This window comes from Frigoribacterium sp. CFBP 8759, from assembly GCF_014841655.1.
Taxonomy (GTDB): domain Bacteria; phylum Actinomycetota; class Actinomycetes; order Actinomycetales; family Microbacteriaceae; genus Frigoribacterium.
The window spans coordinates 150,664-174,503 of sequence record NZ_JACYUH010000002.1 but is presented as its reverse complement, the minus strand read 5'-3'; the positions used below and the strand labels follow the sequence as shown (position 1 = coordinate 174,503).

Below are 23,840 nucleotides of genomic sequence, written 5' to 3'. Positions count from 1 at the left end.
CAGGAGCCCGCCCGTGAAGATCCACAACCCGTTCCGCATCGGTCTGCTCGCGGGGCTGGGAGTGCTCGTCGCCCTCGTCATCGGGGGCGCCGTCGGGCAGCTCTCGACGATCCTGACCTACGTGGGCGCGGCCTTGTTCATCTCGCTGGGGCTCGACCCGGTCGTCTCGTGGCTCGAGAAGCGCCGGGTGCCCAGGGGCATCGCCATCGTGATCGTCCTCGTGGCCGTGGTGGGCGCCTTCGTGGGCGTCGTCTTCGCGATCGTGCCCGTCATCGTGCAACAGACCACGAGCCTCATCCAGGCGCTGACGTCGTACCTGCAGAGCGTCACCACCCAGCAGTTCGTCGACAACCTGCAAGAACTCGTCCCCCAGAACGTCTTCGACGTGCAGGACGCGCTCGACTCCATCGTCGACTTCCTGACCAACCCCGACAACGTCGTCACGATCGGCGGCGGGGTCCTCGCCGTCGGCGTCGCGATCGGCAACGGCCTCTTCGGCACGATCGTCGTGGTCATCCTGACGATCTACTTCACCTCGTCGATCAACAGCGTCAAGCGCGCGCTCTACCAGCTCGTCCCGGCCTCGAAGCGGGCCACGTTCGTCGACATCTCCGAACAGATCAGCCAATCGGTGGGTCGGTACGTCATCGGCCAGTTCACGCTCGCGGCGCTCAACGGCATCCTGAGCTTCGTGTTCCTCACCATCATCGGAGCCCAACAGCCGGCGGTCTTCGCGTTCATCGCGTTCCTGGGGTCGATCATCCCCCTCGTCGGCACCATCAGCGGTTCGGCGATCATCGTGCTGGCGCAGATCGCGCTGTTGCCCCAATCACCGGCCACCTGGGTGACGACAGCCGTCTACTACCTGGTCTACATGCAGGTCGAGGCCTACCTGCTGAGCCCGCGCATCATGCGGCGGGCGGTCCGCGTCCCGGGCGTGATCGTCGTCATCGCGGCCCTCGTCGGTGGCACCCTGCTGGGAGTGCTCGGCGCACTCATCGCCATCCCCGTCGCCGCGTCGATCCTGCTGATCATCCGCGAGGTCTACGTGCCACGCCAGAACCAGCTCTGAGACGCGCCACGCCCCGGTCGCTCCGAGCCCGGCGTGGTGGACAGTCCGCCGTCCGGCGGAGGCACCGTCAGGAGGCGCGGGGCGGCCAGGTGGACGGCAGCGGCAGGGCACCGGGCGCGACCCGACGGACGATCTCGGTCAGCACGCGACTGGTCTGCTTCTCGCCGACCCAGAGGTGCTTGCCTCCCTCGACGGCGACCACCTCGGCCTCGGGAACGAGGGCGAAGCGACGTCGCGCCTCGTCGGGACGCAGGTAGTCGTCGAACTCGGGCACGACGGCCACCACGGGCCGCCCGGAGTCGTGCCACGCCCCGAGTTCGGCGTCGGACGTGCGGTGCAGTGGTGGGGACAGCAGCACGACGCCGGCCACCTCGACGTCGAGGCCGTGCTTCAAGGCGACTTCGGTGCCGAACGACCAACCCACCAACCACGGGGTGGGCAGACCGCGATCGTCCACGAAGGCCACGGCGGCGGCGAGGTCGGCCGCTTCGGCTACCCCCTCGCCGAACTCGCCCTCGGACCGACCTCGCGGAGACGACACCCCGCGGAAGTTGAACCTGAGCACGGCGAGGTCGGCCAGGGCCGGAAGACGGGCCGCGGCCTTCCTGATGACGTGGGAGTCCATGAACCCGCCGGCGGTGGGCAGAGGGTGCAGCGCGACGATCGTGCCGACGGGCTCGCGGTCCGCCGGGAGGCTCAGCTCGCCCACCAGGGTCAGACCGTCGCCGGTGTGCAGTTCGACGTCCTCGCGGCGCGCGGGCAGCAGGACGCCCCCGCGGATCTCGAGAGCGTCGGCGTCGGGGGTCGTCACGAGATCCTCCAGCAGTGGGTGTGCCAATGGCGGCGGGCCGCCAGGTCGTCCTCGGCACCGAACAGCCCGTCGGCACGCCAGGCCACGACGTGCGGCGTCGCGGGAGCGATGCCCAAGGAGCAGCCGGGGCAGACGTACTCTTTGACGGCCGACGTCGCCGAGACCGACTGGACGTTGAACGAACGCCCGTGTTTGGTCTCGACCGTCAAGCCGCCGAACGACGCTCGGGTGACGTCGTAGGCCTCGTCGGCGTCACGCCGGTCGCGCGAGCGACGGGAGCGGTTGCTGCGGGGCATGACGACCAGCGTAGCAACGGCCCCCGAGGTCGAGGGCCGTGCGACGGATCAGTACCAGTTGTTGGCGACGGAATGGGCCCAGGCGCCACAGGGGTTGCCGTAGCGGCCGCCGATGTAGTTCAGCCCCCACGTGATCTGCGTGGCGGGGTTGGTCTGCCAGTCGGCACCGACGGAGCCCATCTTGCTACCCGGCAGGGCCTGGGGAATGCCGTAGGCACCACTCGACCGGTTGGACGCGTAGACGTTCCAGCTCGACTCTTTCTGCCACAGCGACACCAGGCAGTCGTACTGGTCGGAACCCCAGCCGCGAGCGGCCACGAGTTCGGCGGCGACGGCCTTCGCGCTGCCCGGGTCAGGGGTACCCGCCACGGGAGCAGACGACGACTTCTTGGCAGAGCCGGACGTCGCACCCGACGGGGCCGCGGGCTTCTCGGTCTCGGCCACCACGACGGGCGGGGGCGGCGGCGGCACGTACTCGGTCACGCCGTAGGCGTCCCGGTCGGCGACGGTCACGGCGGCACCGGCGACCGTGAGGGTCTGACCGGGGGCCGTCAGCACCGACGCAGCGCCCGGAACGGTCGTCGCGGCCTCGGCACCGGCCAAGGGGTTGACGAGCGAGGCCGACACGAAGGCGAACGACGCACAGAAACCGACGAGGGGAATTGCCACCCGTCGAGGGAATCCGGTTCGACGAGCGGCCGGTACGGCATCGCGGACGGGACCGGTGAACGCGAGGGAGCCGGCTGCGGGGCGTCGCACGACGCTCTGCGAGGCCGGCACGCGGATGCGCCGGCGGGTCGAGGGTCGTTCGACCGCGGCCGGGTGCTCTCGTCGAGAGGGACCGGGGGTCGGATTCGCTGCGTGCCTGCCCATGAGTCCGTCCAGGGTAACCGATGGGACGCCGGAGGGCCAGGGACGACCCGTCAGCGTGTCGGAGGCTCGGGGGAAGAGGAGAGGCCCGGCCGTGACCGTCAGCGGACGGCCAGCATGACGTCGACCACCGTGTCGAGCACCAGGTCGACCTGGCTCTCGCGGTAACCGCCGCGCTTCGCCCGGAAGACCGAAGCCCGGACGTCGTCGATGCTGAGGGGGCGGCCGTCGGTGAAGTAGCCGTGCAGCCGCCGGGTGAGGCGGTCGACGTCTCGCGGGTGGTAGCCGGTCGTGAGGATGCCCACCCTGTCGAAGCGGTGGCCCTGCGGTCGCTCGAGACGGGCCACGATGTCTTCCGCCCCGGAGCGCGCGGTCGAGAACCAGGTCGACTCGGCGCCCGACGAGACGGCCCGTTCGCGCTCCCGACTGGCGAAGGCGTCCTCGAGACGTTCGAGCGCGGCGTCGACGTGTGCCGTCGAGTACCCGTTCTTGGTCAACCCGAAGGCCGTGCGTCGGATGCGGGCGGAGTCGATGCCGAGGCCGGTCTCGCCGGCGTAGGCCTTCCGGGCCTCGACCAGGAACGCGTCGACCTCGTCGACGTCGTAACCCCGCTTGCCCTTGGGAACGATCGGGAATGTGCTGCTCACGGCCACCATCATGCCGCATGGGCCGATGGCAAGCCGCTGGACGCGCGGCCGGTCAGTACCGGCGGACGGGCGTCACGCGAAGAGGAGGTACAGGGCGTAGGCCGCGGCGGCCGAGGGCAACGTGCTGTCGAGCCGGTCGAGGAACCCGCCGTGCCCGGGAAGCCAGGTGCTGATGTCTTTGATGCCCAGGTCGCGCTTGATGAGGGATTCGGACAGATCGCCGATGGTGGCGGTCACGATGATGACGCCACCGAAGACGAGACCGAACCACCACGGCTCGTCGAGCAGGAAGACGGACAACAGCACGGCCGCGATGAGGCTGGCGGCCACCGAACCGGCGAAGCCCTCCCAGGTCTTCTTGGGACTGATGCGGGGCGCCATCGGGTGCTTGCCGAAGTTCAGGCCGGTCGCGTAGGCACCGGTGTCGACCGCGATCACGACGATGAGAGCCGACAGGGTCCACCACTGGCCGTCGGGTCGAGCAGCCATGAGGGCCATGAAGCTGCCGAGGAACGAGCAGTAGATCTGGACGAACGCACCGGCACCGAGATCACGACCCAGCGCGGAGGCGCCGGCTCGGTGCGACGGACGGGCCGTCTCGACGAGGCGCCACACGGAGACGACGACGATGCCGCCCACCAGAGCGGCCCACTGGCCGCCGGCTCCGCCGAAGAAGGCCGCGGGGACCACGGCCACGCCGGCGAGGACGCTCGGGAGGCGGGGCACGTCGCGCCCGGCGAAGCGCAGGGCACTGGCGAGCTCGAAGCACAACGAACCGATCAGGGCCGCCGCCACGATGATGAAGAACGCCTTGACGAAGATCAGGCTCAACAAGACCGCGGCCCCGAGCAGGACACCCACGGCGATGGCGGCCGGCAGGTTGCGACCGGTGCGCGCCGTCAACTTCTCGTTGCGCGAGTCGAGGCGCGCCTTGCCTGCCCGCAGTTGGTTCTCGATGTCGTGGCGGGCCGCTTGCGCTCGAGCGTCGAAGTCGGCCCGGCGACTACCGAGAGTGCTCTTCTGAGCCGGTGACGAGTCGTCGGGGCCGGCGCCGTCGGGTCGCTGTCTCATCAGACCTCGAGCAGCTCCGCTTCTTTCTTCTTCAACGCGTCGTCGATGGAGTCGATGTACCCCTTGGTGATCGACTCGAGCTCTTTCTCGGCACGAGCGACCTCGTCGTCGCCGACCTCGGTCTTCTGGGCGTCGAGCGCCTCTTTCGACTTGCGACGGACGTTGCGAACCTGCACCTTGGCGTCCTCGCCCTTGCTGCGCACGAGCTTGACGAACTCCTTGCGACGCTCTTGCGTCAGCTCGGGGATGGTGACGCGGACGATCGTGCCGTCGTTCGTCGGGTTGGCCCCCAGGTTCGGGAAGGTCGCGATGGCCTTCTCGATCTCTTTGAGGGCCGTCTTGTCGTAGGGGGTGACGATCATGGTGCGCGCCTCGGGCACCTGCAGCGAGGCGAGCTGGGCCAGCGGGGTCGGGGTCCCGTAGTAGTCGATCGGGATCTTCTGGAACAGAGCCGGGTTGATGCGGCCGGTGCGCACCGTCCCGAAGTCGTTCTTGGCGGCGTCGAGCGCCTTGTCCATCTTCTCGCGCGTCTCGGTGAGTACGTCGTTGATCGCCACTGGTGCTCCTTGTTCGGTTCGCGGTCGAGTTTAGTCGTCTAGTTGCTGACGATTGTTCCGATGCGTTCGCCGCGGATGGCGCGGGCGATGTTGCCCTCGCCTTCCATGCCGAACACGTGCATGGGCATGCCGTTGTCCATGCAGAGACTGAAGGCGGTCGAGTCGACGACCTTGAGCCCCTGCATCAGCGCCTCTTGGTACGTGAGCTGGTCGAGCTTGACCGCCGACGGGTCGTGTCGGGGGTCGGCCGAGTAGACGCCGTCCACGCCGTTCTTGGCGACGAGCACCTCGGAGGCCCCGATCTCGAGGGCTCGCTGGGCCGAGACGGTGTCGGTCGAGAAGTACGGCAGGCCGGCGCCGGCACCGAAGATGACGACGCGCCCCTTCTCGAGGTGCCGCTCGGCGCGACGGGGGATGTACGGCTCGGCGACCTGGGTCATCGCGATGGCGGACTGGACGCGGGTCGCAGCGCCGGCCTGCTCGAGGAAGTCCTGGAGGGCGAGGGCGTTCATGACGGTGCCGAGCATGCCCATGTAGTCGGCCCTTCCCCGGTCCATGCCGCGCTGACTGAGTTCGGCACCGCGGAAGAAGTTGCCGCCACCGACCACGATGGCGATCTCGACGTCGGTCGCCGCGTCGGCGATCTCACGGGCGATGGAGCCGACCACGTCGGGGTTCACGCCGAGCTGGCCGCCGCCGAAGGCCTCACCCGAGAGCTTCAGCAGGACGCGTCGTCGTCCGGTCGTTTCCGATGTCATGCGAGTCTCCGTCTCGTCGTGGCCGTAGCCAGGTTAGCGAGTTCGGGCTGGTCGCCGTCCGTCGCCGATGATGCACCCGACGTCGTCACCTCGGCCGGGCATGGGAACGGGGTCCGAGACACGTTCGTCTCGGACCCCGTCACGGTGCTGTCTAGGCGCCGACCTTGATGCGGGCGAAGCCCGTGATCGTCAGTCCGGCCTCGGCGACCACCTTGGCGACGGACAACTTGTTGTCCTTCGCGTAGGCCTGGTCGAGCAGGGCGATCTCCTTGAAGAAGCCGGTGAGGCGTCCCTCGATGATCTTGGGCAGGGCCGCTTCCGGCTTGCCCTCGTTCTTCGCGGTCTCCTCGACGATGGCTCGCTCCTTGTCGACCTGCTCGGTCGGCACGTCGTCGCGCGACAGGTACGTCGGCGCGGCGAAGGCGATGTGCTGAGCGATCGACCGAGCGGTCTCGGCGTCGTCACCCGTGTAGCCCACGACCACGCCGACCTGCGGGGGCAGGTCCTTCGAGGTCTTGTGCAGGTAGATGGCGAACTGCTCGCCCTCGATGCGGTTGACGGTGCGCAGTTCGACCTTCTCGCCCATGAGCGCGGCCTCGTCGTTGACGAAGGCCTCGACGGTCTGGCCGCCGATCGCGGCGGCGTTGCCCTCGGCGGCACTGGAGGCTCCGCCCGCGTGCACCGCCTCGAGGACCTGGTCGGCCAAGGCGACGAACTTCTCGTTCTTCGCGACGAAGTCGGTCTCGCTGGCGAGCTCGATCAGCGTGGCGTACCCCGAACCAGGCTTGGCGGCGACGAGACCCGCGGTGGTCTGACGGCCCTCGCGCTTGGCGACGCCCTTCAGTCCCTTGACGCGGAGGATCTCGACGGCCTTCTCGATGTCGCCGTCGGCTTCTTCGAGGGCGTTCTTGCTGTCGACCATGCCCGCGCCGAGGCGGTCACGGAGGATCTTGACGTCAGCGATGGTGTAGTTGGCCATGTGTCTGACTTCCTTTCGTGGAGTCGGAAGGGTGAAGGAGAGGACTACTTCGAGTCGGCGTCGGCCGGCTCGGCCGCGGTGGCCTCGGTCGCCTCGGCGACGGGCTCGACGACCGGCTCGCCCAGGGGCTTCGCGGCGACCTGTGCGTCGGCGTCGTTCTCCTCGACGGGGGCCTCGGCGACGGGGGCCTCGGCAGCAGGTGCCTCGGCGGCGGCGTCGGCGGCCTTGGCCTCGCCCTGCGCGAGCAGCTCGGCCTCCCATTCGGCCATGGGCTCGACGGGCTGGTCGGCGTCCTCGGGCTTCTGGTGACGCTGCACCAGACCCTCGGCGGCAGCGTCGGCGACGATGCGCGTCAGCAGGCCGACGGAACGGATGGCGTCGTCGTTGCCCGGGATCGGGAAGTTGATCTCGTCGGGGTCGCAGTTCGTGTCGAGGATGCCGATGACCGGGATGCCCAGCTTCTTGGCCTCGTCGATCGCGAGGTGCTCTTTCTTGGTGTCGACGACCCAGAGGGCGGACGGCGTCTTGGTGAGGTTGCGGATTCCGCCGAGCGTCTTGTGGAGCTTGTCGAGCTCACGCTTCTTGATCAGCAGCTCTTTTTTGGTGAAGCCCTGCGTGGTGTCGTCGAAGTCGATGTCCTCGAGCTCTTTCATGCGGGCGAGGCGCTTCGAGACCGTCTGGAAGTTGGTCAGGAGGCCACCGAGCCAACGCTGGTTGACGAAGGGCTGGCCGACGCGGTTCGCCTGCTCGGCGATGGAACCCTGGGCCTGCTTCTTCGTGCCGACGAAGAGGATGGTGCCGCCGTGGGCGACGGTCTCCTTGACGAAGTCGTACGCCTTGTCGATGTAGCCGAGCGACTGCTGCAGGTCGATGATGTGGATGCCCGAGCGCTCGGCGAGGATGAAGCGCTTCACCTTCGGGTTCCAGCGGCGGGTCTGGTGTCCGAAGTGGACGCCGCTGTCGAGCAGCTGGCGGATGGTGACGACGGCCATGGTCGTTCTCCTTGTTTCTGGGCGCACCCGCGGGTGCGCCTGCTTGTCGGTTGTCGGGCGACCGGTCGGTCGCCACTGCCTGGTGCCCGGGCACACGTCCGCCGAGCCCACCGTGAGGCGGTTCGGACCGAATGGACGTGGAGGCCGGGAGCGGCGCGAGGCGACCAGGTCGCCTCGACGTCGGTGCGTCCGGGGACGCACAGGGCACGCGAAGTCAGCCTGCTGAGCAGGCTGCATCGCTCATGTTAGCACCACCACGGGCCCGGTGAGGTGGAGGTCGACCCCGGGCGGGGACCCCGACGTGCACGAACGTCCCGCCCAGGATCTGGACGGGACGTTCGTGGATCGTGTCGGGCTCAGGCCTTCGCCGACCGCCCCGCATCGGCCTGGACGGCCGAGGTGCCCATCTCCTCGAGCGAGCGCCCCTTCGTCTCGGGGATCTTCGCCAGCACGAAGAAGAACGACACGAGCGCAAAGAACGCGAAGATGCCGTACGACAGCGTGAGGCTGAGTGCGGCGAGGGTGGGGAACGACACCGTCACGATGAAGTTGGCGATCCAGTTGGCCATGCTGCCCACGCCGAGTGCCGTGGCACGGATGCTGTTGGGGAACATCTCGCCGAGCAGCACCCACATGAGCGGGCCCCACGTGGCACCGAACGACACGACGAAGAGGTTGGCCGCGACGAGGGCCACGGGGCCCCAGGCGCCGGGCAGCGACGGGTCGCCGCTCGCCGAAGTGGTCGCCTGGCTGAAGGCCAGGGCGGTGACGGCGAGGCTGACGAACATGCCGATGGATCCGGTGAGCAGCATGGGCCGACGGCCGACCTTGTCGACGAGCCCGATCGCGATGAACGTGACCGCGACGTTGACGACCGCGGTGATGGTCGAGATGAGGAACGAGTCCTCTTCCTGGAAGCCGACGGCCTGCCAGAGGGTGGTCGAGTAGTAGAAGATCACGTTGATGCCGACGAACTGCTGCAGCACGGCGAGGATGATCCCGACCCAGACGATGGGCTGGAGGCCGAAGCGGGTGCCGCGGATCGACGATTTCTTCTCGAGCTCTGCCTCGGTGCGGATCGAGTCCGTGATCTCCTTCAGGCTCGTCTCGACCGTCTCTGCCGGGACGATCGTCTGGAGGACCTTCTTGGCCTCGGCCTCGCGTCCGTCACCGGCGAGGTACCGCGGCGACTCGGGCAGACGCCAGGCCAGGATGCCGTAGACGACCGACGGGACGATTCCTACCAGGAACATCCAGCGCCACGCGGCGAGGCCGAAGAGCGACGGCTCGGATGCGCCACCCGCCGTGACCGCGAAGAGCTGGTCCGACAGCAGGGCGGCGAAGATGCCGAGGGTGATGGCGAGTTGCTGGAACGACGCCAGGCGACCGCGGATCGCCTTGGGCGACACCTCGCTGATGTAGGCGGGCGCGATGACCGACGCGATGCCGATGCCGAGGCCGCCGATGACGCGCCAGAGGACGAGGTCCCAGACGGCGAAGGCCGCGGCCGCACCGATCGAGCTGATCAGGAACAGACCGGCACCGATCAGCATCACCTTGATGCGACCCATCTTGTCGGCGAGGCGGCCGGCGACGTAGGCACCGATGGCACAACCGATCAGGGCCGAGGCGACCGCGAAGCCCGAGGCGAACTCGGTGAGACCGAACTCGTCGGTGATCGACTGGACCGCGCCGTTGATGACGGACGAGTCGAAACCGAACAGGAACCCGCCGATGGCCGCCGCCACGGCCAGCGCGGTCACCCGCCTGTTCAAGCTCTTCGTCGTTGCAGTGGTGTTCGACACCTGTACTCCTTCACGGCTCGAGGAGCAGGGCTCGTGGCCACGACTCCCCCACAAACGATGTGCACGGGGTGTTCGTGCACGGGTGAACCTTACGCCTCGCCGAGAAAGCTTGCGCAACCGGCAAGGTGCCGGTATGCGCTCTCACCTGCGGCCGACGACGCGGCTTCTCGTCACCCTCACGACGGCGGCCCTCGTCACGGTCCTCGCCGGGTCGCTCTCGGTCACGCCCGCGGTCGCGAACCCCCGGGCAGCGAGCGCAGGAGGCGCGGTGTGGGCCTGGCCGGTCGCCTCGCCCCATCCGGTGGTCCGGCCCTTCGTCGGGCCGCCGAACCCGTGGTCGCCGGGGCACCGCGGCCTCGACGTCGGGACGGCCGAGGGCTCGGTCGTGACCGCCCCGGACGACGGCGTCGTGCACTTCGCCGGGGTCGTGGTGGACCGGCCGGTGCTGTCGATCGCCCACCCGGGCGGGGTGCTGAGCAGCGTCGAACCGGTGGTGGCCGGTGTCTCGAAGGGCGACGCCGTCACGCGGGGGCAGACCGTCGGGGTGCTCGAGCGAGGGCACTGCCCCGACCGACCGTGCCTGCACCTGGGGGCGCGGATCGACGGTGAGTACGTCTCGCCCCTGGTGTTCCTGGGCGGGATCGAGCCGTCGGTGCTGCTGCCGACCACGCCCCGCTGAGCACCGGTCGGCACCGGCCGGGCCGACGACCGCAGCACGGTCGGGTGCTCGGAGGGTCCTCGGGCGTCGTGGGCGTCGTCGGGTGGAGCGTCGTCAGGCGCGCGGGTGTGCCGACCGGTAGCTGTCGCGCAGCCGGTCGGTCGAGACGTGCGTGTAGATCTGCGTGGTGCCGAGGCTCGCATGACCGAGCAGCTCCTGGACGGCCCTGAGGTCGGCCCCTCCGTCGAGCAGATGGGTGGCGGCCGTGTGCCTCAACGCGTGCGGCCCCGCCGGCCCGCCGCCCGGGAGGTCGGCGAGCAGCCCGGCGACCAGTCGGTAGACGGCCCTCGTGCCGAGCCGCCCCCCGGTCGACGCCACGAAGAAGGCGGCGTCCGTGACCGGGGTGACGAGCGTCGGGCGGGCGAGGTCGACGTACCGCCCCAGGGCCTCGGCCGCCGGCACCCCGAACGGCACGACGCGCTGCTTCGCCCCCTTGCCGGTCACCCGCACGGTCAGCCGTTCGAGGTCCACGTCGCCGAGGTCCGCCCCGACGAGCTCCGACACGCGCAGGCCCGCGCCGTAGAGCAGTTCGACGACCGCGAGGTCCCGGCGTGCCCCGGGGTCGCCCGTGTCCGCCCGGACGGCGAGGGACGCCAACAGGCCGTCGACCTGCTCGCGCGTGAGGACGCGCGGCAGGCGACTCTCGGGCTTCGGCGCACGCAGTCGGGCACCGACGTCGACCGGTGTGCGGTCGGTCTCGTCGAGCCACCGGGTGAAGGCCCGGACGCTCGCCGACCGCCGGGCGAGGGTGGCCCGGGCGAGCCCGGCCTGCGTGCCCTGCCAGAGCCAGTCGCGAAGCAGGTCGAGGTCGAGGTCGCCCACCTCACCCGGGCGACCGAGCCGGTTCTCGGCGAAGGCGACGAGGGAGTCGAGGTCGGCCGCGTACGACCGCACCGTGTGGTCGCTGAGCCCCCGGCCGTCGTGCAGGTGGTCGGCGAACCGTTCGACCTCGCCCAGGAGGCGCGTCACGGCAGCGCCCGCCCCTCGCGTCTCGACCCCGGCTCGTGCATGCCGACAGGCTAACCATCGCGGCGCCCCCTCACCCGTCGCCACCCCGAGCCGGAGCGCCGGGCCGCACCCGACAGGTCGAGTTCGGCGAGCACGTCGCGGACCGTCTCGAGCGACAGCCCGCTCGCGACGGCCAGTTCGTCGGTCTCGCGGGTCGCCGTCGTGCTGAGGGCGTCCAGCACCCGCATCGTCTCGGGGTCGAGCCGTCGGCCCTCGTACGAGGCGACGACGAGGTCGGTCGACACCCCCGCGAGTGCGAGGACCTCGTCGGCACCCGTCACGCACTCGGCCAGACCGGACCGGATCAGGGCGTGGCAGCCGACCGACGACGGCGAGGTGACCGGGCCGGGCACGGCCCCGACCGGACGACCGAGCGACTGCGCGTGGGCGGCCGTGTTCAGCGACCCCGAGCGGCCGCCGGCCTCGACCACGACGGTCGCGGCCGTCAACGCCGCGATCAGCCTGTTGCGTTGCAGGAACCGCCACCGCGACGGCTTGCCACCGCACGGAGCCTCGGAGATCACCAGACCCGTCTCGATGACGCGTCGCAGCAGGGCGTCGTGACCGGCCGGGTAGAGGTGGTCGACTCCCCCGGCCATGACGGCCACCGTCGTCGCCGAGGCGGCCAGGGCCGCCCGGTGGGCGGCACCGTCGATGCCGTAGGCGGCACCCGAGACGACCGCGAGACCCCGGTCGGCCACGCCGCCGGCGAGCTCGGCCGACACCTGCTCGCCGTAGGCCGTCGCCGCCCGCGAGCCGACGATCGCGATGCTCGACGTCGGCGCCGGAACGGACGCCGGACCTCGTGCCCAGAGGGCCACGGGAGCGTGATGGCCGAGGTCGTCGAGGGCCTCGGGCCACAGCGGGGTGCCCGGCACGAGCAGCCTCGATCCCACCACGGTCGCCGTACGGAACGACCGGAGGATCACGCTGGTCTCGAGACGGGGCCGCCATCTCGTGAGCGCCCGTCCGAGGTCGAGCCGCTCCACGTCGTCGCGGGTGGCCCCTGCCTCGACCAGGGCCCCCGCGAGCAGACCCGCGCGGGGGTCGTCGTGACCGACCGCCGCTTCGAGCACGAGGCGGAGCCCCACGGTCGGTCCGAGCAGTGACCGGACGACGCCACCCACCGCGTCACCCGGTTCGACCACACCTGTCCAGGCGCCCAGGGCGAACGCCTCGAGGGTCTGTGCCTCGCTGAACTCGTGGGCGCCGGGCAGGAGGGGCCGGACGAGGTCGGCCAGCTCGGCGGGGGTCGCCCGGAGCAGGTCGCTCACAGCGACTGCCGCATGCTCAGGGCCCGGACCACGTGACGGCGGACGGGGGCGGGTTCGTCGTCGAGGTCGGCGAGGGTCCAGGCGACCCGCAGCACGCGGTCGTAACCCCTCATCGTCAGGGCACCGGTCTCGAGCGCCCGGTCGACGGGCTGTGAGTCCGCCGCGGCCAGGCGGTTCGCCGGATCACGCAGCCAGGTTCCTGGGACCTCGCCGGACGACCGCCAGGGTGTTCCCTCGAGCCGGCGGGCGGCACGGCCGCGCGCCCGGTCGACGCGTTCGCGGGCCTGGCGTGTCGTCGTCGGGACGACGTCGGCCGAGGCTCGGAACTGAGACGAGCTGATGCGGGCCACCCGCAACTGCAGGTCGATGCGGTCGACAAGAGGCCCGGAGAGCTTGCCCAGGTAGCGACGCCGCTGGTGCGGGGAACAACTGCAGTCGGAGTCGCGAGAGCCGTATTGCCCGCACGGACAGGGGTTCGCCGCCGCGACCAGTTGGAACCTCGCGGGAAAACGCGCCACCGCCCGTGACCTGTGGACGACGGTCTCGCCCGACTCGAGGGGCTGGCGAAGACAGTCGAGGACCGTCTGTCGGAACTCGGGCGCCTCGTCGAGGAACAGCACGCCCCGGGTCGCCCTCGACGCGGCGCCGGGCCTGATGACCCCGCTGCCCCCGCCGACCAGGGCCGCCGCGCTGCAGGTGTGGTGGGGCGCCTCGAACGGCGGCCTCCGGTCGAGATCGCCCGTGACGGCGACCCCGGCCAACGAACGGATCGACGCGACCTCGAGGGCCGAATCGGCGTCGAGGTCGGGCAACAGACCGGGCAGACGGGCCGCCAGCATGCTCTTGCCTGCGCCGGGCGGCCCCACCATGAGGAGGTGGTGGCCGCCGGCCGCGGCGACGACGAGCGCCTCGACGGCGTCGACGTTGCCGATGACGTCCGCGAGGTCGAGTTCGGCCGGCACTGCCGGTTCGGTGCGCGATCGCGTGATGGCCTCGACCGGCTCGGGTTCGAGCCCTGCACCGTGCCAGATCGCCGCCTCGCGCAGGCTCGGCACGGCCACCACGCGGATGCCGGGGACGAGGGTGGCCTCGTCCGCGTTGTCGGTCGGCACCATGACGGTGGCGGCCCCTGCCCGGCGCGCACCCAACACGGCGGGCAGGACCCCGTCGACGGGCCTGAGCCGGCCGTCGAGACCGAGCTCGCCCAGGTGGACGACGCCCTCGACGGACTCGGCGGGGACGATTTCGGCTGCGGCCAGGGCCGCGATGGCGATGCCGAGGTCGAAGGACGACCCCTGCTTGGGCAGCGACGCCGGTGACAGGTTGACGGTCAGCTTGCGCGCCGGCAAGGCGCACCCGGAGTTGGTCGCTGCGGACCGGACGCGGTCACGGGCCTCACCCAGCGACGTGTCGGGCAGTCCGATGATCACGAACGCCGGCAGCCCGGCACCCATGTCCGCCTCGATCTCGACCAGGGCTCCGTCGACGCCCAGCAGGGCGACCGCCCGCGTCCGCGCCACGCTCATGCTCCGGCCCCGCGGACGTGGTCGATCCGCTCGTGCCCTGCGCACCGCTCCACCGTGATGCCCACGACGTCGATGCGCACCCCCCGGGGCGTCGAGGTGGGATGCGCCTGGCACCAGGCCCCCGCCAGCCGTCGCAGACGCGCCAGCTTGGCCGGCGTCACGGCCTCGAGCGCGTGACCGTAGCCGGTGCCCGATCGCGTCTTGACCTCGACGACGACCACCTCGTCGCCGTCCAGGGCGACCACGTCGATCTCGCCTTCGCGGCACCGCCAGTTGCGCTCGACGACCCGCATGCCCTGCGCCTCGACGTACTCGGCCGCGACGTCTTCGCCGCGCCGACCCAATTCGTCCTTCTTCGCCATGTCTGACCTCCTGCCAGCAGGCTGGCGGAGGCGCACCCCTCGGAGGGCGGGCGGAGCATCGACTGGGGACACCACCGACCCGGCCGCGGCTGGGGACGAGCCGAGTCGAGAGGCATCGCGTCCCGCGCCAGGAGGTCGCGTGGCGACGGATGACTACTCGTCGAGTGCGAGTTCTTTCGGGAGCTCGAGGTCGCGGCTCGTGAGCTCTTCGACGTTGACGTCCTTGAAGGTGAGCACCCGGACCGACTTGACGAAGCGGTCGGAGCGGTAGACGTCCCAGACCCAGACGTCGGTCATCGACAGTTCGAAGTAGAAGTCGTGCTCGGTGTCACGCCGGACCAGGTCGACCTCGTTGGCCAGGTAGAAACGCCGCTCGGTCTCGACCACGTAGCGGAACTGCGACACCACGTCGCGGTACTCGCGGTAGAGCGCGAGCTCGACCTCGCGGTCGTAGTCTTCGAAATCGTCCTCGTCCATCGGAGTCGAGCTTACGCGGCCCTCGGGGCAGCGGTCGCCGTCGTCCCTCTGCTCCCGGCGTAGGTGCTCGAGGTCAGTGCAGCCAGGTGAGGCGGTGCAGCGGCGACGGACCCAATTCGGACAGGGCCCCGTAGTGCGCCGACGAGCCGTAGCCCTTGTTGCCGGCCCAGGCGTAGCCCGGGTGGACGCCGTCGGCCTCGATCATCAGCCGGTCGCGTTCGACCTTGGCGATGACCGACGCCGCCGCCACCGACGCGCAGTCGCGGTCGGCCTTGACCCTGGTCGTGATGCGCGGAGGGGTGGCGAGCTGGGGTGACAGGTAGTCGTGGTTGCCGTCGAGCACCACCACGGACTGCATGATGCCGACACCGGCGTGGTGCAGCGCCGTGAGGGCACGCTTGCCGGCGAGCCCGAGGGCGACGACGATGCCCAGCCGGTCGACCTCGTGCGCTTCGGCGAAGCCCACCGCGTGATGGGACACCCACGACGTCGCCAGCGGGTAGAGGGCCTCGCGTCGCTTCTCGGACAGGAGCTTGGAGTCGCGCAGACCCGCGGGGACGTCGAGGCACTCGACGTGGACCGCCCCGAGCCCGACCGCGACGGGCCCGGCGATGGCGCCCCGACCGACCTCGTCGCAGCCGATCACCCAGGTCGCGCCGGCGGCGTGCAGCTCGCGTTCGTAGTCGAGGGTGGGGTCGACGACGGGGCTCATTCGCCCTCTCGCTCGGTGCCGCGGAAGACGTCGGGGTAGTCGCCGAGCCACGTCCAGCGCTCGGTGGGCCAGCTGATGACGAAGGCGCGTCCGACGACGTCGCTCATCGGGACGAACCCCTTGCTCGGAGTGGCGCCGTTGTACCGGCTGTCCTTCGAGTTGTAGCGGTTGTCGCCCATCACCCAGAGGGAGTCGGCGGGCACCGTGACCGAGAAGTCGTCGGCCGAGACCCGGGTCTCGCCCGGGGGCAGGTTCACGTAGGGCTCGTCGAGGGGGACGCCGTTGACCGACATCTGGCCGAAGTCGTTGCAGCACTCGACGGTGTCGCCCGGCAGGCCGATGACCCGCTTGATCAGGTGGTCGTTGCTGTCTTGTGCGCCGAGCCCGACCAGCGTGAGGAACCACGAGAAGCCGTCGGACACCGGGTTGCCGGTGGTCGTGCTGATGGGAGCCGTGCCGTCGAGCCAACCGCCCGGGTCGGTGAACACGACCACGTCGCCCCGCTTGACGTCGACGAGGTCGGGTACGAGCTCGTTGACGATGATGCGGTCGTTGATCTGGAGCGTCTGCTCCATCGACCCGGAGGGGATGTAGAACGACCGGATCAGGAACGTCTTGATCAGGAACGAGATCAGGAGGGCCGCCAGGAAGATGACGAGCACGTCGCGCACGAAGGTGCCGATGCCGCGCTTTCCGCCGTCGTCGCGTCGAGGACGCAGGGCGCGCCTCACTGTGTCATTCGTCATTTAACCACCCGAGCTCCCCGCCATCTTAGATGGCGAGGAGCTCGCGTGATGTCGCTGAGGGGCGTGACTAGTTGTCGCGCTTCTCCTTGATCTTGGCCTTCTTGCCACGCAGTTCGCGCAGGTAGTAGAGCTTGGCGCGACGGACGGCACCGCGGCTGACGACCTCGATGTGGTCGATGACCGGGGAGTGCACCGGGAAGGTGCGCTCGACGCCGACCTGGAAGCTCACCTTGCGGACCGTGAAGGTCTCGCGGATGCCCTCGTTCTGCTTGCCGATGACGACACCCTGGAAGACCTGGACGCGCGAGCGCGTGCCTTCGATGATGTTGACGTGCACCTTGACGGTGTCGCCGGCACGGAAGTCGGGGACGTCCGAGCGGAGGTTGGCGGAGTCAACCGCGTCGAGGATGTGCATTGTCGTTCGCTCTCTGCAACCGCCACAGGTCGACTGCGTGTCTGGGGCGCGTCACGCGCCCGTCATGATGAAGAAGGTGTGCTCTGGATCGGCAGACTCCCCTGTGGCAGAGTCGTGCGCAGGCACAAGCGCCTATTGTGCCACAGCGCGGGCACCCGTGTCAGCCTCGCGGCGTGATGGTGATGACGGGGCCGTCGTCGCCGTAGCCGGGCCGACGCCCCGCGGCGGCCCCGGTGCCCGACGCGACCCGCTCGAGATCGGCGAGCGACGTGGCCATGCGGGCCCGCGCCTCCTTCACGAACTGCCAGAGGGCGCAGGCGAACAGGCCCACGCCCGCCGCGATCGTCACGACGGCGCAGAGCGCGAACAGGGCGGTCGAGAGGTCGAGGGACGAGACCCCGCCGGCGACCTGCGTGAAGGCCGACGCGGACGCGGACTCGGCGGAGCTGTCGACGATGAAGAACCCCAGGCCGAGCTGGCCGAGCCAGGACAGGGCTAGCAGACCCGCGTCGGCCCACGACACGGCCTTCGCCCGCCGGACGCTGCGGCGGCCCACCACCACGCCGGTGGCCACCGCCTGCCCGACGAAGAGCAGGGGAACGAGCAGCAACTGGCCGACGAACTGCAGGCCCAGCGGGACGCCGAAGAACGCCCGACCCAGCAGCACCCAGAGCGGCAACACGAAGACGGCCACCCAGAGGAGGCGGTAGAAGATCCTGCGCGTCGTCATGCGGTCGAGGCTACGAGGGCTTCGTGAAGAATGGCTGCATGATCGAACTGCGCACTCCCGACGAGATCGAACGCATGCGACCCGCCGGAGCCTTCGTCGCCCGCGTGCTCGAGGCGACCCGTGCGGCCGCGCGACCCGGCGTCGACCTGCTCGACCTCGACGCGCTCGCGCACCGCATGATCCGCGAGGCGGGTGCCGAGAGCTGCTACGTCGACTACCACCCGTCGTTCGGGGCGAGCCCGTTCGGCAAGGTGATCTGCACGTCGGTCAACGACGCGGCCCTGCACGGCCTGCCGCATCGCTGCCGCCTGCGCGACGGAGACCTGCTCAGCCTCGACTTCGCCGCCTCGGTGGACGGTTGGGTCGCCGACTCGGCCGTGTCGTTCGTCGTCGGCGAGCAGGCGTCGGCCGAGGACCTCCGCCTGATCGAGACGTGCGAGGTGGCCCTCGACGCCGGCATCGCGGCCTTGAGGCCGGGCGCCAAGCTCGGCGACGTCTCGGCCGCGATCGGACAGGTCGCTCGCGGGGCGGGTTACGGCGTCAACCTGCAGTTCGGCGGCCACGGGGTCGGACGCACCATGCACGGCGACCCCCACGTGCCGAACGACGGGCGTGCCGGCCGCGGGTGGCCGGTCCGCCCGGGCCTCGTCGTCGCGATCGAGCCGTGGCTGATGCGCGGCACGGACGCGATCGTGACCGACGCCGACGGCTGGACGCTCCGCAGCGTCGACGGCTCGCGGGCCGCGCACGTCGAGCACACCGTCGCCGTCACCGAGGACGGGCCTCTCGTGCTCACCGCGCGCGGATGACCCGGACGGGCCGTCCACGGCGGGCCCGCCTCGGCGGGTCGAGCCGGGACGCCCGGAGCGCGCTGGCTCGGCCCGATCAGTCGAGCAGGTCGGGCCGTACCCGGCGGGTTCGTTCGAGCTGCTGCTCGCGACGCCAGGTCGCGATCGCCGCGTGGTTGCCGCTCAGCAGCACCGGAGGCACGTCGAGACCCCGCCAGGACGCCGGCTTGGTGTAGCTGGGGTACTCGAGCAGGCCGTCTTCGTGGCTCTCTTCGGTGAGGCTCTCGGGGTTGCCCACGACGCCCGGGACGAGACGACCGATGGCCTCGATCATCGCCGTGACGGCGACCTCGCCACCGTTCAGCACGTAGTCGCCCAGGCTGATCTCGCGCACCGTCGCCCGGGTGGCGGCGTGCTCGACGACGCGCTGGTCGATGCCCTCGTACCGGCCGCAGGTGAAGACCAGGTGCGGAGCGAACGCGAGCTCGCGAGCCGTGGCCTGGGTGAAGGGCGTGCCGGCCGGCGACGGGACGATCATGATCGTGTCGTCGGGCGTGGACGTCTCGCCGAAGACGTGGTCGAGCGCCTCGCCCCAGGGCTCGGGCCGCATGACCATGCCGGCCCCGCCACCGTAGGGGGTGTCGTCGACGGTGCGGTGCCGGTCGTGCGTGAAGTCACGCAGGTCGTGCACCTCGACGTCGAGCAGCTTCTGCTGCCGCGCCTTGCCGAGCAGCGAGATGTCGAGCACCCCGAAGAACTCGGGGAAGATCGACACGATGTCGATGCGCACGGGTCAGCGCTCGTCGTCGGGAGCGGACTCGCCGTCGGAGGCCGGCTCGTCGACACCGTCGGCGACCGACCGGTCGACGTCGTCGGAGGCCGGCTCGTCGTCGGTGTCGTCGGCCAGCTCTTCGAAGAGCCCCTGCGGCGGGGTCACGACGACCACGCCGCCCTCGACGTCGACCTTCGGCACGAGGGCCGATACGAACGGGACGAGGACTTCGCCCGACGCGGTGTCGACCGCGAGCAGGTCTTGGGCCGGCAGGTGGTCGACCCGGGCCACGGTGCCCACGACGACGCCGTCACGCTCGACGCGGAGGCCGACCAACTGGTGGTCGTACCAGGCGTCGGCCTCGTGGGGCAGTTCGTCGGCGTCCTGGTCGACCCAGAGGATCGCCTTGACGAGCGACTCGGCCGCCGTGCGGTCGTCGACCCCGTCGAAGAAGCCCACCGGGTGGCTGTTGTACCAGCGCAGCTCGGTGAGGGTGAGGGTCTTGTCGTGCCAGGCGCTGTCGGCGGGCACCTGGAGGCGGAACACGGCACCCGGCACGAAGCGTTGCTCGGGGGTGTCGGTGAAGAGTTCGAGCTTGAGGGCGCCCTTGAGGCCGTGGGCCTTGGTCAGGCGCCCCACCCGGAGTTCGGTCTTGCGGTCGGACGGCACGGTTCTAGAGATCGCCGTCGACGACGTCGACCCGGACCCGCTTGCCGTCGGCCAGCGCGGTGATCAGGGTCCGGAGGGCCTTGGCGGTGCGACCGGCACGGCCGATGACGCGACCGAGGTCGTCCGCGTGGACGTGCACCTCGAGGACGTCGCCTCGTGGGGAGTTCTTCTCCACGACCTGCACCTCGTCCGGGTGATCGACGATCCCCCGGACGAGGTGTTCGAGTGCAGGTGCGAGCACCGACTACGCCTCGGTGGTCTCGGCGTCGTCGCTGGACTCGGCGGGAGCCTCGGCCTTGGCCGCGGGCTTCTCGGTCTTGGGCACGAGGACCGGCTTCTTCTTCTCGTCGGCGACGAAGGCCTCTTTCGGAGCCTTGGTCTTGACGGTGCTGACGGCGTCGGCGTCGCCCTTGAACTTGCCCCAGTCGCCCGTGAGCTTCAGCAGAGCGGCGACTTGCTCGGTCGGCTGAGCGCCGACGCCGAGCCAGTACTGCGCACGCTCGGACTCGACCTCGATGAACGAGGGCTCCTCGGTGGGGTGGTACTTGCCGATCTCTTCGATGACGCGACCGTCACGCTTGGTGCGCGAGTCGGCGACGACGATGCGGTAGTAGGGGGCGCGGATCTTGCCCATGCGCTTGAGACGGATCTTGACAGCCACAATTCTCCTGTGTGATGTGATGTGGGCGAGTTGCCAGCCGTGAGCGTGGGGGCACACTCGGCTCGAAAGCTCTGATGGGAGTCGAACGTCGTCTGATTAGAGGGTCGGACGACAGAAGACTCGACCTCCCATTGTTGCAGACGAAAGGCCATCTGCACGAATTGCGTCGCATCGTGTCCGACACCGCGCCTCCTCGGCGTCACCGGACGTCACGGGCGGCGCAGGCCGGCCCGCCGGACGGCCCCGACCGGCACCCGACTGGCAGGATGGAACCGCCCTGACGCCCACGGGAAGGCCACGCGGATGCGCATCGATTTCACGACCTCAGAGCGGTCGACCCTCGGCGTCGAGTGGGAACTCGCCCTCGTCGACCACGAGTCGGGAGAACTGGCGCCGCACGCCCCGGCGATCCTCGCCGACCTGGCCCACGTCAACGACGGCGGTCCGGAACGGTTGACCACCGAACTGCTCACCAACACGGTCGAGGTCGTCACGGGCGTGCACCGCCGGGTCGCCGACGCCGTCGACGACCTCCGGGGCACGATCGACCTGGTCCGGGGCCCGGCCTCCATGCTCGGCGCCGACCTCATGTGCGCCGGGACGCATCCCTACAGCCGCTACGCCGACCAGGAGGTGACGCCCGACAAGGAGCGTTACGCCACCCTGATCGACCGGACGCGGTGGTGGGGCCGCCAGATGATGATCTGGGGCGTCCACGTCCACGTCGGCATCGACGACCAGGACAAGGTGCTGCCCATCCTCAACGGCATGCTCACCTACCTGCCGCACTTCCAGGCGCTGACGGCGTCGAGCCCGTTCTGGGTCGGCGAGGAGACCGGGTACGCCTCGAACCGCGCCCTGATGTTCCAGCAGCTCCCGACGGCGGGCTTGCCGCCCCAGTTTGCGACCTGGTCCGAGTACGAGGCCATGGTCGCCGACATGACCCACACCGGCGTGATCGACGACCACAGCGAGTTGCGCTGGGACCTCCGCCCCTCACCGAAGTGGGGCACCCTCGAGACGCGCGTCTTCGACGGCATCGCGACGACCGACGAGCTCGCCGCCGTGACGGCACTGGTGCAGTGCCTCGTCGACGACATGTCCGAGCGACTCGACCGCGGCGAGACCCTGACGAGCATGCAGCCGTGGTTCGTCCGCGAGAACAAGTGGCGCGCCGCCCGCTACGGCATGGACGCCATCGTGATCCAGAACGCGGCCGGCGACGAACGACTGGTGACGGACGACCTGCGCGAACTCGTGACGTCGCTCGAGCCGGCGGCCGAACGCCTCGGCTGCCTCGACGAACTGCACTCGCTCGCGACGATCACCGACCGCGGGGCCAGCTACCAGCGCCAGCTCACCGTCGCCGCCGCGCACGGGGGCGACCTGCGCCCCGTCGTGGCGTCGCTGGTCCGCGAGTTCGACGAAGGGCTGTCCGCAGCCGAGTGACCAGCCGCCTGCGGTGCGGCGGGAACACGACGACGCCCGCCCCGCAGCAGGCGGGGCGGGCGTCGAGGACCGTCAGGAGGCGCGGGTCGGCTCAGCCGCGTCCGAGCATCTTCTGCAGCGACGCGAGTTCTTCGGGCGAGGGCGCCGCGCCACCCGCGGCGGCCCCGCCGCCGCCGAGCCCGAAGCCCGAGCCGCCCGGAGCCGAGGACGCCGACCTGGCACCCGTGGTGAGGGCGGCGTTCTGTGCGGCACGCTTGGCCGGGTTGCCGGCCTTGGAGCCCTTCTTCTTGGGCTGCGCCTTCTTGCCGGCGTACGAGGCCCCGGGGATCGGCCCCATGCCGGGCACCTGGGGCACGCCGCCCTTGGCGACGGTCTTCATCATCTTCGACGCCTGCTCGAAGCGCTGGACGAGCTGGTTGACGTCGGTGACCGTCATGCCCGAACCGCGGGCGATGCGGAGGCGACGCGAGCCGTTGAGCAGCTTGGGCATCGCTCGCTCTTGCTTGGTCATCGACTGGATGATCGCCTCGGTGCGGACGATCTCGCGTTCGTCGAAGTTCTCGAGTTGCTCGCGCATGCCCTTGGCACCCGGCAGCATCCCGAGCATGCCCTTGATCGAACCCATCTTGCGCAGCTGCTGCATCTGCGTGAGGAAGTCGTCGAGCGTGAAGGAGTCGGTCGCGATCTTCTGCGCGACCGCCATCGCCTCTTCTTCGTCGAAGGCCTGCTGGGCCTGCTCGATGAGCGAGAGGATGTCGCCGAGGTCGAGGATGCGGCTCGCCATGCGGTCGGGGTGGAACGGCTCGAAGTCGTCGAGCGACTCGCCCGTCGAGGCGAACATGATGGGGCGGCCGGTGACCGAGGCCACGCTGAGTGCGGCACCACCGCGGGCGTCTCCGTCGAGCTTGGAGAGCACGACGCCGGTGAAGTCCACCCCGTCTTGGAAGGCCTTGGCGGTCGCGACGGCGTCCTGACCGATCATCGCGTCGATGACGAAGAGCACCTCGTCGGGATCGACCGCCTTGCGGATGTTCGCGGCCTGCTTCATGAGCTCGGCGTCGACGCCGAGACGGCCGGCCGTGTCGACGATGACCGTGTCGTACTGCTTGTCGCGGGCGTACTTGATGGCCTGCTTCGCGACCTTGACGGGGTCGCCGACGCCGTTGCCCGGCTCGGGCGCGAAGACGTGGGCGCCGGCCTGCTCACCGACGACCTGCAGCTGCGTCACCGCGTTGGGGCGCTGGAGGTCGGCCGCCACGAGCATGGGCGTGTGGCCGTCCTTCGCGAGCCACTTGGCCAGCTTGCCCGCGAGGGTCGTCTTGCCGGCACCCTGGAGGCCCGCGAGCATGATCACGGTCGGCGGGTTCTTCGCGAACTCGAGCCGGCGCTGCTGACCACCGAGGATCTGCACCAGTTCTTCGTTCACGATCTGGACGACCTGCTGCGCCGGGTTCAGCGCCTTGCTGACCTCGTCGCCGAGGGCGCGGTCGCGGACCGTGTTCGTGAAGGCCTTGACGACGTCGAACGCGACGTCGGCGTCGAGCAGGGCACGACGGATCTCACGCACGGTGCCGTCGACGTCGGCGGGGCTCAGCTTGCCCTTGTTGCGGAGGTTCTTGAACGTTTCCGCGAGGCGGTCGGAGAGGGTTCCAAAAGTGGCCATGGTGCGCCCATC

At 70.1% G+C, this 23,840-nt stretch carries 28 protein-coding genes; 4 read left to right on the top strand and 24 right to left on the bottom strand.

Annotated elements, in window-relative coordinates:
• Positions 1-13: 13 nt before the first annotated feature.
• Positions 14-1,072 carry an AI-2E family transporter gene (locus IFT79_RS06145; protein WP_123570340.1) on the top strand — a complete coding sequence of 353 codons (1,059 nt, stop codon included), beginning with the start codon at positions 14-16 and terminating at the stop codon, positions 1,070-1,072.
• Positions 1,073-1,139: 67 nt separating this feature from the next.
• Here the strand turns inward: IFT79_RS06145 and IFT79_RS06140 are convergent, their stop codons facing one another.
• The 10 genes from IFT79_RS06140 to IFT79_RS06095 form a co-directional block, all read right to left on the bottom strand.
• The gene (locus IFT79_RS06140; protein WP_342211782.1) at positions 1,140-1,883 is read right to left on the bottom strand and encodes an alpha/beta hydrolase; all 744 of its coding nucleotides are present in this window, start codon (positions 1,881-1,883) and stop codon (positions 1,140-1,142) included.
• Positions 1,880-2,179 (bottom strand): hypothetical protein, encoded by a 300-nt coding sequence (locus IFT79_RS06135; RefSeq protein ID WP_056046157.1) that lies wholly within the window; start codon positions 2,177-2,179, stop codon positions 1,880-1,882. Before IFT79_RS06135 ends, IFT79_RS06140 begins: the two co-directional genes overlap by 4 nt.
• 48 nt (positions 2,180-2,227) lie before the next feature.
• Positions 2,228-2,848, bottom strand: a complete 621-nt coding sequence (locus tag IFT79_RS06130) for an aggregation-promoting factor C-terminal-like domain-containing protein (RefSeq protein ID WP_056046159.1) — start codon at positions 2,846-2,848, stop codon at positions 2,228-2,230.
• A gap of 302 nt (positions 2,849-3,150) precedes the next feature.
• Positions 3,151-3,705 (bottom strand): DivIVA domain-containing protein, encoded by a 555-nt coding sequence (locus tag IFT79_RS06125; protein WP_056047652.1) that lies wholly within the window; start codon positions 3,703-3,705, stop codon positions 3,151-3,153.
• Between the two features lie 63 nt (positions 3,706-3,768).
• On the bottom strand, positions 3,769-4,767 hold the full coding sequence (locus tag IFT79_RS06120; protein WP_123570341.1) for a phosphatidate cytidylyltransferase: 999 nt from the start codon (positions 4,765-4,767) through the stop codon (positions 3,769-3,771).
• Positions 4,767-5,285 (bottom strand): ribosome recycling factor, encoded by a 519-nt coding sequence (frr, locus tag IFT79_RS06115; RefSeq protein ID WP_054145670.1) that lies wholly within the window; start codon positions 5,283-5,285, stop codon positions 4,767-4,769. The genes IFT79_RS06120 and frr overlap by 1 nt, the downstream gene beginning before the upstream one ends.
• A gap of 77 nt (positions 5,286-5,362) precedes the next feature.
• Entirely contained in the window at positions 5,363-6,082 is a 720-nt protein-coding gene (gene pyrH, locus IFT79_RS06110) for a UMP kinase (protein ID WP_056046162.1), read from the bottom strand.
• A 151-nt stretch (positions 6,083-6,233) separates the two neighbouring features.
• Positions 6,234-7,061, bottom strand: coding sequence for a translation elongation factor Ts (gene tsf / locus IFT79_RS06105; protein ID WP_056046164.1), 828 nt, complete (start codon positions 7,059-7,061; stop codon positions 6,234-6,236).
• Between the two features lie 44 nt (positions 7,062-7,105).
• Positions 7,106-8,053: a 30S ribosomal protein S2 gene (gene rpsB, locus IFT79_RS06100; RefSeq protein ID WP_056046166.1), complete on the bottom strand. Its 948-nt coding sequence runs from the start codon at positions 8,051-8,053 to the stop codon at positions 7,106-7,108.
• 356 nt (positions 8,054-8,409) lie between these two features.
• Positions 8,410-9,858, bottom strand: a complete 1,449-nt coding sequence (locus tag IFT79_RS06095; protein WP_056046168.1) for a sugar porter family MFS transporter — start codon at positions 9,856-9,858, stop codon at positions 8,410-8,412.
• A 133-nt stretch (positions 9,859-9,991) separates the two neighbouring features.
• On the opposite strand from IFT79_RS06095, the gene IFT79_RS06090 reads away from it, so the two are divergent.
• Positions 9,992-10,537 (top strand): murein hydrolase activator EnvC family protein, encoded by a 546-nt coding sequence (locus tag IFT79_RS06090; protein WP_192123270.1) that lies wholly within the window; start codon positions 9,992-9,994, stop codon positions 10,535-10,537.
• 93 nt (positions 10,538-10,630) lie between these two features.
• Here IFT79_RS06090 and IFT79_RS06085 read toward each other — a convergent pair whose 3' ends face one another.
• The 9 genes from IFT79_RS06085 to IFT79_RS06045 form a co-directional block, all read right to left on the bottom strand.
• On the bottom strand, positions 10,631-11,545 hold the full coding sequence (locus IFT79_RS06085) for a tyrosine recombinase XerC (protein WP_123570345.1): 915 nt from the start codon (positions 11,543-11,545) through the stop codon (positions 10,631-10,633).
• A 50-nt stretch (positions 11,546-11,595) separates the two neighbouring features.
• Positions 11,596-12,858 (bottom strand): DNA-processing protein DprA, encoded by a 1,263-nt coding sequence (gene dprA / locus IFT79_RS06080; protein ID WP_199736206.1) that lies wholly within the window; start codon positions 12,856-12,858, stop codon positions 11,596-11,598.
• Positions 12,855-14,384 (bottom strand): YifB family Mg chelatase-like AAA ATPase, encoded by a 1,530-nt coding sequence (locus tag IFT79_RS06075; RefSeq protein ID WP_123570346.1) that lies wholly within the window; start codon positions 14,382-14,384, stop codon positions 12,855-12,857. The genes dprA and IFT79_RS06075 overlap by 4 nt, the downstream gene beginning before the upstream one ends.
• A complete protein-coding gene (locus IFT79_RS06070; RefSeq protein ID WP_123570347.1) occupies positions 14,381-14,746 on the bottom strand; it encodes a YraN family protein in 366 nt (121 codons plus the stop codon). The genes IFT79_RS06075 and IFT79_RS06070 overlap by 4 nt, the downstream gene beginning before the upstream one ends.
• Before the next feature lie 153 nt (positions 14,747-14,899).
• Positions 14,900-15,223 (bottom strand): DUF2469 domain-containing protein, encoded by a 324-nt coding sequence (locus IFT79_RS06065; protein ID WP_056046179.1) that lies wholly within the window; start codon positions 15,221-15,223, stop codon positions 14,900-14,902.
• Between the two features lie 73 nt (positions 15,224-15,296).
• Positions 15,297-15,935 carry a ribonuclease HII gene (locus tag IFT79_RS06060; RefSeq protein WP_123570348.1) on the bottom strand — a complete coding sequence of 213 codons (639 nt, stop codon included), beginning with the start codon at positions 15,933-15,935 and terminating at the stop codon, positions 15,297-15,299.
• The gene (lepB, locus tag IFT79_RS06055; RefSeq protein WP_056046184.1) at positions 15,932-16,681 is read right to left on the bottom strand and encodes a signal peptidase I; all 750 of its coding nucleotides are present in this window, start codon (positions 16,679-16,681) and stop codon (positions 15,932-15,934) included. Before lepB ends, IFT79_RS06060 begins: the two co-directional genes overlap by 4 nt.
• A gap of 67 nt (positions 16,682-16,748) precedes the next feature.
• Entirely contained in the window at positions 16,749-17,096 is a 348-nt protein-coding gene (gene rplS / locus IFT79_RS06050) for a 50S ribosomal protein L19 (RefSeq protein ID WP_043596315.1), read from the bottom strand.
• A gap of 160 nt (positions 17,097-17,256) precedes the next feature.
• Complete coding sequence (locus IFT79_RS06045) at positions 17,257-17,826, bottom strand: hypothetical protein (RefSeq protein ID WP_056046186.1); 570 nt, start codon at positions 17,824-17,826, stop codon at positions 17,257-17,259.
• 38 nt (positions 17,827-17,864) lie between these two features.
• On the opposite strand from IFT79_RS06045, the gene map reads away from it, so the two are divergent.
• Positions 17,865-18,635 (top strand): type I methionyl aminopeptidase, encoded by a 771-nt coding sequence (gene map / locus IFT79_RS06040; protein ID WP_192123268.1) that lies wholly within the window; start codon positions 17,865-17,867, stop codon positions 18,633-18,635.
• Positions 18,636-18,711: 76 nt separating this feature from the next.
• Here map and trmD read toward each other — a convergent pair whose 3' ends face one another.
• Genes trmD through rpsP form a run of 4 tightly spaced genes read right to left on the bottom strand, consistent with a single transcriptional unit; the run spans position 18,712 to position 20,716 of the window.
• Complete coding sequence (gene trmD / locus IFT79_RS06035) at positions 18,712-19,404, bottom strand: tRNA (guanosine(37)-N1)-methyltransferase TrmD (protein ID WP_054145618.1); 693 nt, start codon at positions 19,402-19,404, stop codon at positions 18,712-18,714.
• Positions 19,405-19,407: 3 nt separating this feature from the next.
• Positions 19,408-20,055, bottom strand: coding sequence for a ribosome maturation factor RimM (gene rimM / locus IFT79_RS06030; protein WP_233568352.1), 648 nt, complete (start codon positions 20,053-20,055; stop codon positions 19,408-19,410).
• Between the two features lie 4 nt (positions 20,056-20,059).
• Positions 20,060-20,296, bottom strand: a complete 237-nt coding sequence (locus IFT79_RS06025) for an RNA-binding protein (RefSeq protein ID WP_043596309.1) — start codon at positions 20,294-20,296, stop codon at positions 20,060-20,062.
• A gap of 3 nt (positions 20,297-20,299) precedes the next feature.
• Entirely contained in the window at positions 20,300-20,716 is a 417-nt protein-coding gene (gene rpsP / locus IFT79_RS06020; protein ID WP_123570351.1) for a 30S ribosomal protein S16, read from the bottom strand.
• A 303-nt stretch (positions 20,717-21,019) separates the two neighbouring features.
• On the opposite strand from rpsP, the gene IFT79_RS06015 reads away from it, so the two are divergent.
• On the top strand, positions 21,020-22,165 hold the full coding sequence (locus tag IFT79_RS06015) for a glutamate--cysteine ligase (RefSeq protein ID WP_192123266.1): 1,146 nt from the start codon (positions 21,020-21,022) through the stop codon (positions 22,163-22,165).
• Between the two features lie 91 nt (positions 22,166-22,256).
• Here the strand turns inward: IFT79_RS06015 and ffh are convergent, their stop codons facing one another.
• Positions 22,257-23,828, bottom strand: coding sequence for a signal recognition particle protein (gene ffh / locus IFT79_RS06010; protein ID WP_173151088.1), 1,572 nt, complete (start codon positions 23,826-23,828; stop codon positions 22,257-22,259).
• Positions 23,829-23,840 lie beyond the last annotated feature (12 nt).

What these genes read in the sequence shown, in the direction of transcription:
- IFT79_RS06015 (WP_192123266.1), top strand. Translation starts at nt 21,020, where the DNA reads ATGCGCATCGATTTCACGACCTCAGAGCGGTCGACCCTCGGCGTCGAG.
- IFT79_RS06125 (WP_056047652.1), bottom strand. Translation starts at nt 3,705, where the DNA reads ATGGTGGCCGTGAGCAGCACATTCCCGATCGTTCCCAAGGGCAAGCGG.
- ffh (WP_173151088.1), bottom strand. Translation starts at nt 23,828, where the DNA reads ATGGCCACTTTTGGAACCCTCTCCGACCGCCTCGCGGAAACGTTCAAG.
- map (WP_192123268.1), top strand. Translation starts at nt 17,865, where the DNA reads ATGATCGAACTGCGCACTCCCGACGAGATCGAACGCATGCGACCCGCC.
- IFT79_RS06075 (WP_123570346.1), bottom strand. Translation starts at nt 14,384, where the DNA reads ATGAGCGTGGCGCGGACGCGGGCGGTCGCCCTGCTGGGCGTCGACGGA.
- tsf (WP_056046164.1), bottom strand. Translation starts at nt 7,061, where the DNA reads ATGGCCAACTACACCATCGCTGACGTCAAGATCCTCCGTGACCGCCTC.
- IFT79_RS06090 (WP_192123270.1), top strand. Translation starts at nt 9,992, where the DNA reads ATGCGCTCTCACCTGCGGCCGACGACGCGGCTTCTCGTCACCCTCACG.
- IFT79_RS06070 (WP_123570347.1), bottom strand. Translation starts at nt 14,746, where the DNA reads ATGGCGAAGAAGGACGAATTGGGTCGGCGCGGCGAAGACGTCGCGGCC.
- rpsB (WP_056046166.1), bottom strand. Translation starts at nt 8,053, where the DNA reads ATGGCCGTCGTCACCATCCGCCAGCTGCTCGACAGCGGCGTCCACTTC.
- pyrH (WP_056046162.1), bottom strand. Translation starts at nt 6,082, where the DNA reads ATGACATCGGAAACGACCGGACGACGACGCGTCCTGCTGAAGCTCTCG.
- lepB (WP_056046184.1), bottom strand. Translation starts at nt 16,681, where the DNA reads ATGACGAATGACACAGTGAGGCGCGCCCTGCGTCCTCGACGCGACGAC.
- IFT79_RS06120 (WP_123570341.1), bottom strand. Translation starts at nt 4,767, where the DNA reads ATGAGACAGCGACCCGACGGCGCCGGCCCCGACGACTCGTCACCGGCT.
- IFT79_RS06060 (WP_123570348.1), bottom strand. Translation starts at nt 15,935, where the DNA reads ATGAGCCCCGTCGTCGACCCCACCCTCGACTACGAACGCGAGCTGCAC.
- IFT79_RS06045 (WP_056046186.1), bottom strand. Translation starts at nt 17,826, where the DNA reads ATGACGACGCGCAGGATCTTCTACCGCCTCCTCTGGGTGGCCGTCTTC.
- IFT79_RS06065 (WP_056046179.1), bottom strand. Translation starts at nt 15,223, where the DNA reads ATGGACGAGGACGATTTCGAAGACTACGACCGCGAGGTCGAGCTCGCG.
- frr (WP_054145670.1), bottom strand. Translation starts at nt 5,285, where the DNA reads ATGGACAAGGCGCTCGACGCCGCCAAGAACGACTTCGGGACGGTGCGC.
- IFT79_RS06135 (WP_056046157.1), bottom strand. Translation starts at nt 2,179, where the DNA reads ATGCCCCGCAGCAACCGCTCCCGTCGCTCGCGCGACCGGCGTGACGCC.
- rplS (WP_043596315.1), bottom strand. Translation starts at nt 17,096, where the DNA reads ATGCACATCCTCGACGCGGTTGACTCCGCCAACCTCCGCTCGGACGTC.